The 13,506-nt window shown below is 72.7% G+C and carries 15 protein-coding genes and 1 pseudogene; 9 read left to right on the top strand and 7 right to left on the bottom strand.

Translation table 11 applies throughout. The features are described from left to right. Positions 1-27: 27 nt before the first annotated feature. Positions 28-126 (bottom strand): annotated as a pseudogene (locus OG413_RS46945) (ABC transporter ATP-binding protein); the annotation flags it as partial. 22 nt (positions 127-148) lie between these two features. Beyond that, the gene (locus OG413_RS27075) at positions 149-451 is read right to left on the bottom strand and encodes an SHOCT domain-containing protein (RefSeq protein ID WP_266809579.1); all 303 of its coding nucleotides are present in this window, start codon (positions 449-451) and stop codon (positions 149-151) included. A gap of 197 nt (positions 452-648) precedes the next feature. Here OG413_RS27075 and OG413_RS27070 point away from each other — a divergent pair, with 197 nt between their 5' ends. The 3 genes from OG413_RS27070 to OG413_RS27060 all read left to right on the top strand — a co-directional run bounded on the left by OG413_RS27070 (position 649) and on the right by OG413_RS27060 (position 2,421). Further along, a complete protein-coding gene (locus OG413_RS27070; protein ID WP_266809578.1) occupies positions 649-1,242 on the top strand; it encodes a TetR/AcrR family transcriptional regulator in 594 nt (197 codons plus the stop codon). A 61-nt stretch (positions 1,243-1,303) separates the two neighbouring features. Next, complete coding sequence (locus tag OG413_RS27065) at positions 1,304-1,459, top strand: hypothetical protein (RefSeq protein WP_266809577.1); 156 nt, start codon at positions 1,304-1,306, stop codon at positions 1,457-1,459. 62 nt (positions 1,460-1,521) lie between these two features. After that, a complete protein-coding gene (locus OG413_RS27060) occupies positions 1,522-2,421 on the top strand; it encodes a phosphotriesterase (protein WP_266810389.1) in 900 nt (299 codons plus the stop codon). A gap of 212 nt (positions 2,422-2,633) precedes the next feature. On the opposite strand, the gene OG413_RS27055 is transcribed toward OG413_RS27060, so the two are convergent. Next, complete coding sequence (locus OG413_RS27055) at positions 2,634-3,848, bottom strand: ROK family protein (RefSeq protein WP_266809575.1); 1,215 nt, start codon at positions 3,846-3,848, stop codon at positions 2,634-2,636. A gap of 144 nt (positions 3,849-3,992) precedes the next feature. On the opposite strand from OG413_RS27055, the gene OG413_RS27050 reads away from it, so the two are divergent. From OG413_RS27050 to OG413_RS27035, 4 genes are all read left to right on the top strand, one after another. Further along, positions 3,993-5,213: an MFS transporter gene (locus OG413_RS27050; RefSeq protein ID WP_266809574.1), complete on the top strand. Its 1,221-nt coding sequence runs from the start codon at positions 3,993-3,995 to the stop codon at positions 5,211-5,213. Positions 5,214-5,310: 97 nt separating this feature from the next. Further along, positions 5,311-5,679, top strand: coding sequence for an SCO4225 family membrane protein (locus tag OG413_RS27045; protein ID WP_266809573.1), 369 nt, complete (start codon positions 5,311-5,313; stop codon positions 5,677-5,679). A gap of 22 nt (positions 5,680-5,701) precedes the next feature. After that, on the top strand, positions 5,702-6,529 hold the full coding sequence (locus OG413_RS27040; protein ID WP_266809571.1) for a maleylpyruvate isomerase family mycothiol-dependent enzyme: 828 nt from the start codon (positions 5,702-5,704) through the stop codon (positions 6,527-6,529). A gap of 85 nt (positions 6,530-6,614) precedes the next feature. After that, positions 6,615-6,911, top strand: coding sequence for a DUF6332 family protein (locus tag OG413_RS27035; protein ID WP_266809569.1), 297 nt, complete (start codon positions 6,615-6,617; stop codon positions 6,909-6,911). On the opposite strand, the gene OG413_RS27030 is transcribed toward OG413_RS27035, so the two are convergent. The 3 genes from OG413_RS27030 to OG413_RS27020 all read right to left on the bottom strand — a co-directional run bounded on the left by OG413_RS27030 (position 6,872) and on the right by OG413_RS27020 (position 9,809). Next, positions 6,872-7,537: a response regulator transcription factor gene (locus OG413_RS27030; RefSeq protein WP_266809567.1), complete on the bottom strand. Its 666-nt coding sequence runs from the start codon at positions 7,535-7,537 to the stop codon at positions 6,872-6,874. The genes OG413_RS27035 and OG413_RS27030 overlap by 40 nt on opposite strands. Further along, a complete protein-coding gene (locus OG413_RS27025) occupies positions 7,534-8,829 on the bottom strand; it encodes a sensor histidine kinase (RefSeq protein ID WP_266809565.1) in 1,296 nt (431 codons plus the stop codon). The genes OG413_RS27030 and OG413_RS27025 overlap by 4 nt, the downstream gene beginning before the upstream one ends. A 191-nt stretch (positions 8,830-9,020) precedes the next feature. After that, positions 9,021-9,809, bottom strand: a complete 789-nt coding sequence (locus OG413_RS27020) for a TetR/AcrR family transcriptional regulator (protein ID WP_266809563.1) — start codon at positions 9,807-9,809, stop codon at positions 9,021-9,023. 127 nt (positions 9,810-9,936) lie between these two features. On the opposite strand from OG413_RS27020, the gene OG413_RS27015 reads away from it, so the two are divergent. Next, a complete protein-coding gene (locus tag OG413_RS27015) occupies positions 9,937-10,389 on the top strand; it encodes a nitroreductase/quinone reductase family protein (protein ID WP_266809561.1) in 453 nt (150 codons plus the stop codon). 127 nt (positions 10,390-10,516) lie between these two features. Here OG413_RS27015 and OG413_RS27010 read toward each other — a convergent pair whose 3' ends face one another. Continuing rightward, positions 10,517-11,731 (bottom strand): geranylgeranyl reductase family protein, encoded by a 1,215-nt coding sequence (locus tag OG413_RS27010; protein WP_266809559.1) that lies wholly within the window; start codon positions 11,729-11,731, stop codon positions 10,517-10,519. A gap of 195 nt (positions 11,732-11,926) precedes the next feature. Here OG413_RS27010 and OG413_RS27005 point away from each other — a divergent pair, with 195 nt between their 5' ends. Further along, entirely contained in the window at positions 11,927-13,291 is a 1,365-nt protein-coding gene (locus OG413_RS27005) for a dipeptidase (RefSeq protein WP_266809557.1), read from the top strand. Positions 13,292-13,506 lie beyond the last annotated feature (215 nt).

Raw genomic sequence — 13,506 nt, 5'->3', positions numbered from 1 at the left:
GCGCGCGTCCCGGGGGTGGTGACCACTGCCGGGCGGGAAGTCGACGCGCACTCCGTCCTGGGCCCTGACCTCGGTATCGCCGCCGCCCTGGACCTTCACGGTGTCGACGACCCGGGCGACGGCGATACCGAGGGGCGGACGGCGGTCGTCATGCCGCACGCCCCTCGGAGCCGGGGCCGAACTGCTCGTCCAGGACGGAGAGCCGGCGCCAGTACTCGTCCTCGTCGATCTCTCCGGCGGCGAACCGGCGGCCGAGCAGAGCGATCGGCGAGGGCTCACCGGGAGCGCCGTGCGGGGTCCGGGCGCCGGCGCCGCCCTGCCAGGGACCGCGTCGGGAGCGCCACACGGTGCGTCGCAGCAGGGTGACGACGCCGACGACGACGGCCGCCCAGATGATCGGAAAGAGGAGGATCCAGGGCCCGGGTCCGCCGTTGTACGCCAAGGTGTTCATCTCGGTCAGCTCCCTCGGTTCAGGGGTGGTGTCGCGTTCTCCTGTCGCCTACGAGCCTGTCCCCGGCAGGGGGTCCGGGGCGTCGTACGGCCAGCGGCAGTGCGCGTACCCCCGCGGGAGCAGACGGCGGCATCGCGGCTGCTCCCGGCCGTGGCCACCCGCCCGCCGTCCACCCGCCGCATTCTGTACCTACTGGTATGTACAGTGGCGCCATGAGCACTCCGGAGCGTCTGATCGAAGCCACCCGGGCACTCCTGTGGGAGCGCGGCTATGTGGGCACCAGCCCCAAGGCCATCCAGCAGCAGGCCGGCGCGGGCCAGGGCAGCATGTACCACCACTTCACCGGCAAGCCCGATCTGGCGCTCGCCGCCATCCTGCGCACGGCCGAGGAGATGCGCGGGACGGCGGGGCGGCTGCTGGACGGCCCCGGTTCCGCGCGGGAGCGGATCTCCGCGTATCTGCTGCGGGAGCGCGATGTGCTGCGCGGCTGCCCGGTGGGGCGCCTGACAATGGATCCGGAAGTCGTCGCGAACGACGAGCTGCGCGCGCCGGTCGACGACGCCATCGGCTGGCTGCGCGGACGGCTCGCCGAGCTGGTCCAGGAGGGCCTGGACAAGGGCGAGTTCGCTCCCGGCCTCGTTCCCGGACAGGTCGCGGCGACCATCGTCGCGACCGTGCAGGGCGGCTATGTACTGGCCCGCGCCTCGGGCTCGACCGCCGCCTTCGACACGGCCGTCGAGGGTCTCCTCGCCCTGTTGACGGCCCACGCCCCCGACACTCCGACGGACTGATCCCCCACCTCCGCATCCGTCCACCCATCCACGCCCGGCGGCGAGGCCCGAGGAGTGCGCCATGCACGTCATGCGGTACGAGATCACGTTGCCCGCCGATTGGGAGCTGGTCCATTTCACGCTCCGGGAGCGGGCAGGCCCCAAAGCGGTCGGCGACCACGACGACGTGCTGCACCTGTCGGCGCCGGAGCCCGAGCGACCGGGCCGCGGGAGGTAGTGATGACAGAGCCTATGCCGACAGAGGCAGTGGTCGCGGAGGCAGCGGTGACAGAGGCAGCGGTGGTGGTGGTCCGTACCGTCCTGGGTGACATTCCCGCCGGGGAGCTGGGGGTCTGCGACGCCCATGACCATCTCTTCCTGCGCAGCCCGCTCCTGGCGGGGCAGGAGCTGGACGACGCGGGCCGGGCGGGCGAGCGGCTGCGCGCCTTCCGCGGGCTCGGCGGGCGTTCGGTGGTGCAGTGGACGCCGTACGGGATGGGCAGGCGGGCGGCGGACCTCGCGGCGCTGTCCCGTTCGACGGGCGCGCACGTGGTCGCGGCGACCGGCCTGCATCAAGCGGCGCACTACGGCGAGGAGTTGGTCGGCCGCATCGGCCCCCGGCTCACCGATCTCTTTGTCGCCGAGCTGACCGGGGGCATCGGGACGACCGGGGTGCGCGCCGGGCTGATCAAGGTGGCGGGTGCGTTCCACGGGGTCGACGCCCACGCGCGGCGCACGATGACCGCGGCGGCGGAGGCGCATCACCGTACCGGTGCGCCGATCGCCGTCCACCTGGAACTGGGCACCGGTGCGCTCGACGTGCTGGAGCTGCTGTGCGGGGAGTCGGGGGTCGATCCGCGTCGGGTGATCCTCGGCCACCTCGGCCGCTCCCCGGACGGAGTCGTGCAGCGCGAGGCCGCGGCGGCGGGGGCGTTCCTGGCGTTCGACGGTCCCTCGCGGGCGAACCATGCGACGGACTGGCGGCTGCCGGATCAGCTCGCGGCGCTCGCGGACGCGGGTTTCGGCGGACAGTTGCTGCTCGGCGGCGACACGACGGTACCCGAGACACCGGGCATGCCGCATCTGCTGCGCCGGGTGCGGCCCCGGCTCGAACAGACCCTGGGCAAGGAGCTGTTGGACGCGGCGCTGATCGGCAACCCGGCGCGAGCCTTCGCCTTCGCACCGGTACGCGGCGGCTGAGCGCGCGGCGACGTCGATGCGACCGCGAAGTCGATGCGACCGGTCGCACGGTGGCCCACCCCGGTGCACGACCTCCGAGCCCCGCGCTCCGGCGCGAGATCCGATCCCCACACTCCGGCTCAACAGCCGATCCCTCGCACGCCGGAGCGCCCTGGGCCCCGCGCCCGGACCGCCGGGCCCCCCGCGCGTGCCCGGACCGCCGGACGCCCCCTTCAGGAGAGGGCGCTCAGCGGGTCGTCGAGCACCGGCTGCCACGCCAGTTCGGCGGCGCCCACCAGGCTGTTGTGGGCGAGGGTGCAGGGCAGGATCGGCACGCTGCCGCTGCGCCCCCACAGGCTGCGGTCGGCGACGACCGCCCGCAGCCGCTCCGGGTCGGCTTCGAGGAGGTCGCGGTGCAGCCCGCCGAGGATGATGCGGTCCGGGTTGAGGATGTTGACCAGAGCGGCCAGACCGAGCCCGAGCCGGTCGATCAGCTCCTCGGCGGCGTTCCGTACGGCGGCGTCCTCGTACTCCGTACGCAGCAGATCACCGGCCTGCTTGAGCAGGGACTCCTCCGGCCCCGGCGCCCGGCGGGCGGCGGTGAGGAAGGCCAGCGGATCCGTTTCGACGTCGAGGCAGCCGCGCCCGCCGCAGTGGCAGGGGCGCCCCTCGGGGTTCACCGTGAGTTGTCCCACTTCCAGCGCGAGCCCCGAACTCCCGGTATGCAGGCGGCCGTCGATCACCAGGGCCCCGCCGACGCCGCGGTGGCCGGTGGCGACACAGAGCAGATGCCGGGCGCCGCGTCCCGCGCCGTGGCGGTGTTCGGCGAGCGCGGTGAGGTTGACGTCGTTGGCGGTGAACGCGGGTGCGGTGATGCCTGCCTCGCGTACGCAGGCGGCGAAGATCTCGCGGACCGGGGCGCCCGCCGGCCAGGCGATGTGGAGCGGGTTGAGTGCCGTGCCCTCGGGCTCGGCCACGGCGGACGGTACGGCGAGTCCGGCGCCGACACAGCGCAGCCCGCTCTCGCGCAGCAGCCGGGCACCCTCGGCGACGACCTCGCCGAGTACCTGGGCGGGGTCGGCCATCACGGTGACACAGCCCGGCGCGGTGGCGACGATCCGGCCGCCGAGGCCGACGAGCGCGGCGCGGAAGCCATCGGCGTGCACCTGAGCCGCGAGGGCGACCGGTCCGTTCTCGCGGACGGCCAGCCGGTGCGAGGGGCGGCCTTGCGAGCCCGCCGCCGAACCGGGGCTGGAGTCGACCCGGATGAGCCCGAGCGCCTCCAGCTCCGCGGCGACCGCACCGGCGGTGGCCCGGGTGACACCGAGCTCGGAGGTGAGTACGGCGCGGGTGGGCGCGCGTCCGGTGTGGACCAGTTCCAGGGCGGGGCCGAGCGCGCTGCGGCCCCTCTCCAACTTCGTCCGGGTGGTGGTCACCTTGCCGTTCATGGGGGCGAGTCTCCCATGATCCGGCGGTGCTGCCGACGCTTCGGGGCCGTGCGCCACCCGCTCCCGTGCCGTGCGCCGCCACGCCGTCGGCCACCTCGGGCAACCGCCTTGCGCCCTTCGTCCGCGCGCCCCTATGCTGAGTTTGTGCCGCAACTAAACAAACTGCGGACGGCCCTACCGGGGGGACTTGGCGGAGACACCGCCCCACCCTCGTCGGCCCGCCTCCGTACCGCGCTGACCGTGTTCTTCGCCCTCGATGGCTTCCTCTTCGCCGGCTGGGTGGTCCGTATCCCGGCCATCAAGCAGCAGACCGGTGCCACCGCCTCCACCCTGGGACTCGCCCTGCTGGGCGTCTCGGCGGGTGCGGTGATCACCATGATGCTCACCGGCCGGCTCTGCCGCCGCTACGGCAGTCATGCCGTCACCGTGGTCTGCGGAGTCCTCCTCTCACTGAGCATCGCGCTTCCCGCACAGACCCATTCGGCGACCTCGCTCGGCTTGGTCCTGCTGGTCTTCGGCGCCGCCTACGGCGGCATGAACGTGGCGATGAACAGCGCCGCGGTCGATCTGGTCGCCGCGCTGCGACGACCGGTGATGCCGAGCTTCCACGCCGCGTTCAGCCTCGGCGGAATGATCGGCGCCGGGCTCGGCGGGCTGGTCGCGGGCGGGCTCTCCCCCGCCACACACCTCTTCATCCTCACCGGAGTCGGGCTGATCGCCACCGCCGCCCTGGGGCCGACACTGCTGCGCCACCCCTCGCAGTCCGCGGCGCCCGCCGCGTCGCGCACCCCGTCGGCCCCGAAGCGGCGGCTGGACGGACGGGCCCGCCGGGTAGTCCTGCTCTTCGGGGTGATCGCGCTGTGCACCGCGTACGGCGAGGGGGCACTCGCCGACTGGGGCGCCCTGCACCTCGAACAGGATCTCGACGCCCACCCCGGCCTGGCCGCCGCCGGATACTCCCTGTTCGCCCTCACCATGACCATCGGCAGGCTCACCGGCACCACCCTGCTCGAACGGTTCGGCCAGACCCGGACGCTCGTCCTGGGAGGCGCGACGGCCGCGGCCGGAATGCTGCTCGGCGCGCTCGCGCCGACCCTCTGGCTCGCCCTCGTCGGCTTCGCCGTCACGGGCCTGGGGCTCGCCAACATCTTCCCCGTCGCGGTGAGCCGGGCCGGGGAGCTGGCAGGACCGAGCGGGGTCGCCGCCGCCTCGACGCTCGGCTACGGCGGAATGCTGCTGGGCCCGCCCGCGATCGGCTTCCTGGCCGACTGGTTCTCCCTGCCGGTCGCCCTGACGACAGTGGCCCTGCTGGCCACGGGAGCCGCCGTACTGGGGTACGCCGCGCGCAACGCCACGCACACGTGAGCGTACGCACACATGAGCGATTGAGTAGCCGTACTCAGGCGGTCCCGGCTCTCCCGGCGCACGCTGGAAGCCTCAACCACTCGATCGGGAGCCAGCCATGAAGAACCAGGTCATCAACCACCCGCACCTGCGCGCACTGGTGCGTCTGACCTTCGGCAACGCCGCCTCGCTGTGCTATCTCGGCCTCGTGCTCGCGGCGACGGTCTTCGTCACCGTGGACACCCTGTTCGTCACCCACGAAGACGCCTCGTTCTCCGGGGTCTGGCTGTTCCTGCTGGCCGCGCCCACCGTTTTCGTCTTCTTCGTCGGGAGTTCCCTGGCGGGTGCGGACGCGGGCGGGCCGACCTGGTTCCTCTGCCTCGCCCTCGTGGTGTCGGTCCTGGTGCAGTCGCTGGCGCTCGGATGGTTCGCCCGTCTGGTGCGCCGGGGCGGCCGGGCCGGGTCCGCGCACCCGCAGAGCGCCTGAGCCTCCTGCCACAATCGGCGCCATGGAGATCGCGGATTACCTCAAGTCTCTTTCCGTGGAAGGCCGTCTGCTCGCGGCGGAGGCCGAGCGGGCCGGTCCGGGCTCCTCCGTCCCGACCTGCCCCGGCTGGCAGATGCGCCATCTCCTGCGGCACACCGGCATGGTGCACCGCTGGGCGGCGGCGTTCGTGACCGAGGGACACACGGCGTACCACCCGGACGGCGGTGAACCGGATCTCGACGGGGGCGCGCTGCTCGACTGGTTCCGCGCGGGCCACCATCATCTGGTCGAAGCCCTCGCGGCCGCCCCCGCCGATCTCGACTGCTGGACCTTCATGCCCGCGCCCTCGCCCCTGGCCTTCTGGGCGCGGCGGCAACTGCACGAGACCGCGGTGCACCGCGCGGATGCCGAGTCGGCGCTCGGCGGGGCGCTCACGCGCGTGGGTACGGAGCATGCGCTGGACGGCATCGACGAGCTGCTGACCGGGTTCCACGCCCGTCCCAGGAGCCGGGTGCGCACCGACGTGCCACGCACCCTCCGTGTGCGGGCCCTGGGCGCGGACGCGGACGTCGACGGAAGCACGGGCAGAGGCGCCGGCGGAGGCATCGGCGCGGGCCTCGACAGTGGCGCCGACGCGGTGTGGACCGTTCGCCTGTCGGCCGAGCCGCCGAAAGCGATCCGCGAACAGGTTCTCCACGATGTGCCGCCTGCCGAATGCGAGTTGAGCGGGACGGCCGAGGGTATCTATCTGACCCTCTGGAACCGGCTGCCGCTCTCGGCCGTCACGCTGACCGGCGACCGTACGGTGGCGCGGCTGTGGACGGACAACTCGGCGGTCACCTGGAACTGACGTCGTACCGCGTTCCCTGAAAAGCGCGGCGCACCACCGGTGGGGCTCCCTTGCCGCCACCGAACGCCCCTGTGAGAATCCGGGCATGGGGCGACGCACACAGGCGGACCGGGACGCGATCACCGTCGAGATCGGCTACGCGCTGGTGAGCGGGGCCGTGGTGGCGGCGGTCGCCTTCGCGGGGATCTACGCGCCCGCCCTGCTCTTCGATCTCACGCACAACGGCGAACGCCTCCTCCTCGGCTTCGGTGCCGGAGCCGCCACTCTCGCCTTCCTCGCCCGGATCGTCCATGTGCTGTGGCGCTTCCCCCGTGTCGCCGAGGGCCGGCGCATTCCGGCCGATCAGCCCAGCCAGCCGGGCCGTACGAGCCCCGACTCATAGGCCAGCACGACCAGTTGGGCCCGGTCGCGGGCACCCAGCTTGACCATGGCGCGGCTCACATGGGTCTTGGCGGTCAGCGGGCTGACCACCAGCCTGCGGGCGATCTCCTCGTTCGACAGCCCCATGCCGACCAGCGCCATCACCTCCCGCTCCCGGTCGGTGAGCCGGCCGAGAGCGATCGAGGCCGTGGGCTCCTTGGACCTGGCGGCGAACTCCGCGATCAGCCGACGGGTCACTCCGGGCGAGAGCAACGCGTCCCCGTTGACCACCGCCCTTACCGCGCGCAGCAGTTCCTCAGGTTCGGTGTCCTTGACGAGGAAGCCGGAAGCCCCGGACCGGATCGCCTCGAAGACGTACTCGTCGAGTTCGAAGGTGGTGAGCACGACCACCTTCACCTCGTTCAGCTCGGGGTCGTCGGTGATCCGCCGGGTCGCGGCCAGGCCGTCCAGACGCGGCATCCGGATGTCCATCAGCACGGTGTCGGGGCGCAGCTCGCGCACCAGCCGCACGGCCTCCTCGCCGTCCGCCGCCTCTCCGGACACCTCGATGTCCGGCTGGGCGTCCAGCAGCGCCCGGAAGCCGGCCCGGACCAGTAGCTGGTCATCGGCGAGCAGTACGCGGATCACGGTGTCTCCTCCGGCTGAGCTGCTGGGTCCTCGGGCCGGGCCGCCGGGTCCCTCGGGGCGGCGGGCAGCGGGAGTTCCGCCCGCACCCGGAAGCCGCCGCCGGTCCTGGGGCCCGCCTCGATCGTGCCACCGAGCGCCGCCGCCCGCTCCCGCATTCCGACGAGCCCGTTGCCGCTGCCGCCCGCGTCGTCGCCGGTCGCTGGGCCTTCGTCGTCGATACGGAGCCGGATGCGCCCGGCGCCGTAACCGATCCGGACCAGGGCGGTACGGGAGCCCGAGTGCCGCACGACGTTGGTCAGGGCCTCCTGCACGATCCGGAAGGCGGCCAGATCGGTGCCGGGCGGGACGGCCCTCCCCGCGCCCTCGGTCTCGACGGTGACGGTCAGCCCGGCGCCCGCCGCCTGGTCGACGAGTTCGGGCAGCCGGTCGAGACCGGGGGCCGGGGCGCGAGGGGCGTCACCCGGCGTACGGAGGTTGGCGAGGACCTGCCGCACCTCGCCGAGCGCCTCCTTGCTGGCTCCCTTGATGGTGATGAGGGCCGTGCGGGCCTGCTCGGGATCGGAGTCGAGCAGGGCGAGCCCGACCCCGGCCTGGACGTTGATGACGGAGATGCTGTGGGCTAGGACGTCATGCAGTTCGCGGGCCATCCGCAGCCGCTCCTCATCCGCCCTCCGCTGCTCGGCGGCCACCCGTTCCGCCCTGGCCGCCGCCCATTGTTCGCGGCGTACCCGCAGCAGCTCGGCGGCGGCGACGATGGCCACCACCCATGCGGTGATGAACGCCTCCTGCCCCCAGGGCGCGGCACCGTCCCCGGCGGGCGGCAGCCACCGGTAGAGCCAGTGGCCCACCAGCACATGCCCGGCCCACAGCCCGCCGAGCGACCACCAGGCGGCCTTGCGGTGCCCGGACACGATGGCGCTGAAGCACCCCACGGCGACGGCGACGAAGACCGGGCCGTACGGGTAGCCCGCGGCGAGATAGAGGAGTGCGGCGGCGGAGGCCGTGGACACCGCCACCACGGGATGCCGGTGGCGTACCAGCAGCACCGCGACCGCGACGAACAGCAGCAGCCGCGCGAGGACGTCCACCGGCTGCCTGTCCTGGCCGTGCGCCGCGAAGCCCGTGCCGACCATGACGAACACCAGCAGCGCGACGGTCGAGGGCCACGGCAGCCGGGCGGCGGACCGTGCCCGCAGACCGGACAGCCAGTGCGGTGGTTCCCCGCGCCCCCAGGGGCCGCGGGGGCCGCAGGGCGGACCACCACGCGTGTGTGATCGCTGCTGCTCTTCCATGGCGGCAACGCTAGACGGACCAGCGCCGCGCGGGCGTCAGCCGGGCGTGGTGATCACACGTACTCCCCGGGGAGTACGTCGTGGGGGCGGCGGATGGTGTCGCGGCGGGCGGTGGCGGGGTGGGCGATGCCCGGGGTTCCGGCCGGACGGCTTCCGGCCGGGCTCGCTCTCCGGCTCCCCCCTCAGGTGCCCTACCGGGTTCCGGCCCGGCTTCCGGCCCGGCTTCCGGCCCGGCTTCCGGCCCGGCTTCCGGTCAGACCCACCGAGCGGGCGAGTTCACCGACCGCGTGCCGGAAGAACTCGTCCCGCGCCTCGACGACACGGTTGAACTGACCGAAGAGTTCGAACGAGATCAGGCCGAAGAGCTGCGCCCAGGCCGCGACGAGCGCGGCCACGACCGCGGGCGGGAGATCGGCGGCGAGGTCGGCCGCCATCCGCTCCGCCTCGGGGCGGAGTTCGCCGCCGAGGGGCGGCACAGCCAGGCCGTCGGCGCGGTACGCCTCGCGGAGAAGACCGATGAACACGAGCCCGACCCGGGAGGCGGGGCCGACCGTGTCCCGCGGAGCGATGTAGCCCGGGACGGGCGAGCCGTAGATCAGTGCGTACTCATGGGGGTGGGCCAGGGCCCAGTCGCGTACGGCGCAGGCGACCTCGGTCCAGTGCGCGAGGTACGGGCCGGCCGGTGCGGCGGCGGCGCGGCGCACGGCACCACCGGTACCGGGAGTGGTACCTGCGGCGCGGGCGGACTCCGCCGCCTCGCCGACCGCGTCGTAAGCGTCGACGATAAGAGCTGTGAGGAGGTCGTCGCGGCTGGGGAAGTAGCGGTAGAGCGCGGAGGAGACCATGCCCAGTTCGCGGGCGACGGCGCGCAGGGAGAGCTTGGCGGCGCCCTCGGCCGCGAGCTGCTTCCGGGCCTCGTCCTTGATGGCGGCGGTCACTTCGATACGGGCGCGTTCTCTGGCCCCTCGGATGGTGCTCATGGCCTCAGTCTGCCACGGCGACGGATCACCGACCACTAACGAGAGCAGTGCTCTTGCTTTTGAGCACCGAACGCGTGCACACTGATCTCAAGCGAGAGCACTGCTCTCCCAAACGGTGGGAGTCACCATGTCGCAGCCGTACTACCTTCAGGGCAGCGCGTTCACCATCCGGTTGAACAGCGCGATCGGCTGGCTCGCCCGGCACGGAGTGAGTTTTCTCGGCTCGGCCGAGATGTCGGTGCGCGGGCGCAAGAGCGGGCAGATGCAGCGCATCCCCGTGAACCCGCACACCTACGAGGGCACGCGGTACCTGGTATCGGCCCGCGGCCACTCCCAGTGGGTGCGCAACATGCGCGTCGCGGGCGGCGGTGAGCTGCGGGTCGGCCGGAAGGTCCGCACGTTCACGGCCGTGGAGATCGCGGACGACGAGCAGAAGACGCGCGTCCTCCGCACCTACCTGGAGCGCTGGGGCTGGGAGGTCAACAGCTACTTCAAGGGCATCACGGCGAAGTCCACGGACGCCGAACTCCTCGCCGCGTGCTCGGACCACCCGGTCTTCCGGATCACGGTCGAGGAGTGACCACCCGTACGGTCTCCCGGGCCGATGTGCCCACCCAGGAGACCGCGATCCGGCGGAACGGCGGAACCGCACAGAAGCGCGGGACCGCACGGGACCACGCAGAAGCACGCAGTGCCGCGGAACGGTCCTAGCGGTCTATCGCGCTCAGCGCCCGCTGCGCCAGCGGGTGTGTACGGACGAGCTCGGCCAGCGACGTGGTCCCGCGGGTGATCCCGGCGAACGCCTTCCAGGCCGGGCGGAAACTGGTCAGCACCGCGTGCAGCAGCCCCGGGCGGCGCTCGAACAGCTTGAGCATGCGCCGCCCGACGCCCATCTCCACACCCAGTCCGGCCTTGATGGCGAACGCGTAGTTGAGGGCCTGCCTGCGGGCGTCCACCGCGTCGTGCGACTCGGCGATCCGGACCGCCCACTCACCGGCGAGACGCCCCGACCGCAGCGCGAACGAAATGCCCTCCCGCGTCCACGGCTCCAGCAGCCCCGCCGCGTCGCCGCACACCACGACCCGGCCGCGCGACAACGGTGAATCATCGCTGCGGCAGCGGGTCAGATGACCGGAGGAGACCGCGGGCTCGAACCCGGCAAGGCCGAGCCGGGCGATGAAGTCCTCCAGATACCGCTTGGTGCCCGCGCCGTCGCCACGCGCCGAGATCACCCCGACGGTCAGGGTGTCTCCCTTGGGGAACACCCAGCCGTAACTCCCGGGCATCGGGCCCCAGTCGATGAGCACCCGCCCCGCCCAGTCCTCCGCCACCGTCGCCGGTACGGGGATCTCGGCCTCCAGGCCCAGGTCCACCTGGTCGAGCTTCACCCCGACGTGAGCGCCTATCCGGCCCGCGCTGCCGTCGGCGCCGACGACCGCGCGGGCGAGTACCGTCTCGCCCCCGGACAGCACCACGGCGACAGTGCGCCGGTCGGGCACGGCGGGGCCGTGCTGCTCCACCCGCACCACCGCGACTCCGGTGCGCAGTTCGGCGCCGGCCTTCTGCGCCTCCTCCACCAGACCCGAGTCGAACTCGGCGCGGTTGATGAGCCCGAAGAGCATCCGCTTGGACCGACGCGTGCGCGACAGCTTCCCGTTGAGCGAGAAGGTCACCGCGTGGATGCGGTCCTTGAAGGGCAGTTCGAAGCCCGGGGGCAGCGAATCACGGGAGAACCCGATGATGCCGCCGCCGCACGTCTTGTAGCGGGGCAGTTCCGCTTTCTCCAGCAGCAACACCCGCCGGCCCGCCACGGCTGCCGCGTACGCCGCCGATGCTCCGGCCGGACCGGCGCCGACCACGACGACGTCCCAAACGGACGACTCTTCCGACTCACGTCCGGCGTCTGCGTTCTCGCTGCTCACGATGTGCTTCTGCTCCCGATCCAACCAGTGGCCCCAAGCTGCTCACGGCATCCTACGGCGCGATTCGGCCAAGCCCCTCTGTGGGAGGATCGGCCATGATTTCGTCGTACAAACAACGCCGGACAAAAGGCGTCGCCCACGGCCGCGTACACAACGCGCCGTACACATAACGTCGCACCCACGAGGAGCGTGCCCATGACCGCCCGTCCGATTTCCGAGACCGTTGCCTCGCTGATGCCGCGCGCCAAGACGGAGCTGGCCGAGCTGGTGGCCTTCCGGTCGGTGGCGGACCCCGCCCAGTTCCCGAAGAACGAGTGCGAGGCGGCGGCCGGATGGGTCGCCGACGCGCTGCGCGCCGAGGACTTCCAGGACGTGGCCCTGCTCGACACTCCCGACGGCACCCAGTCCGTCTACGGTTTCCTGCCCGGCCCGGCCGGTGCGCCGACCGTGCTGCTCTACGCGCACTACGACGTGCAGCCCCCGCTGGACGAGGCCGCCTGGCTCTCCCCGCCGTTCGAACTGACGGAGCGCGACGGCCGCTGGTTCGGCCGGGGCGCGGCCGACTGCAAGGGCGGGTTCATCATGCATCTGCTCGCACTGCGCGCGCTGAAGGCGAACGGCGGGGTCCCGGTCTCCGTGAAGGTGATCGCCGAGGGCTCGGAGGAGCAGGGCACCGGCGGTCTGGAGCGGTACGCGGAGGCGCACCCCGAGCTGCTGGCCGCCGACACGATCGTCATCGGCGACACCGGTAACTTCCGGGTCGGGCTGCCGACCGTCACCGCGACCCTGCGCGGGATGACGATGCTGCGGGTGAAGCTCGACACGCTCGAAGGGAACCTGCACTCGGGGCAGTTCGGCGGTGCGGCCCCGGACGCGCTGGCCGCGATGATCCAGCTGCTGGCCTCACTGCGCGCCGAGGACGGCACGACGACGGTCGACGGTCTCACCGCGGACGCGGAGTGGGACGGTCTGCAGTACCCGGAGGCGGAGTTCCGCAAGGACGCGAAGGTCCTGGACGGGGTGGAGCTGATCGGCGCCGGGACGGTCGCCGACCGGATCTGGGCGCGTCCCGCCGTCACCGTCATCGGTATCGACTGCCCGCCGGTGGTCGGTGCGACGCCGTCCCTGCAGGCGAGCGCGCGGGCCCAGGTCAGCCTGCGGGTGCCGCCGGGCCAGGACGCCGTCAAGGCGACCGAGCTGCTGACCGCCCACCTGGAGTCGCACGCCCCGTGGGGGGCACGGGTGACGGTGGAACAGGTGGGCCAGGGCCAGCCGTTCCGTGCCGACATCACGAGCCCCGCGTACACGTCGATGGCGGACGCGATGCGGGTCGCGTACCCGGGCGAGGAGATGCAGTCCTCCGGCATGGGCGGCTCGATCCCCCTGTGCAACACGCTCTCGGTCCTGTATCCGGAGGCGGAGATCCTGCTGATCGGTCTGAGTGAGCCCGAGGCCCAGATCCACGCGGTGAACGAGAGCGTGTCCCCGGAGGAGCTGGAACGGCTCTCGGTGGCCGAGGCGCTGTTCCTGCGGAACTACGCGGAGTCCAAGAAGGGTTAGCCCGCCGCGTCGGATCGCGCCCGATCCGACGGTGGGGCTCTCGGCGTCGGCCCCGGCCCCGCCTCGTCGCCCGGTGATCCGGGCGGGGGCGGGGGCGGCGCGGGCCGGGGCGGGGGCGGGCCGGGAGGCCGAAGAAGACCAAAACCACGGCGCGTGCCCACTCCCGTCCGCCGTCCCGCCCCGCTTCCTACTCCGCCACGCGCGGATCCTGGCCC

Source organism: Streptomyces sp. NBC_01433 (assembly GCF_026340105.1).
Classification (GTDB): Bacteria; Actinomycetota; Actinomycetes; order Streptomycetales; family Streptomycetaceae; genus Streptomyces.
This window is presented reverse-complemented; position numbering and strand designations above follow the sequence as displayed.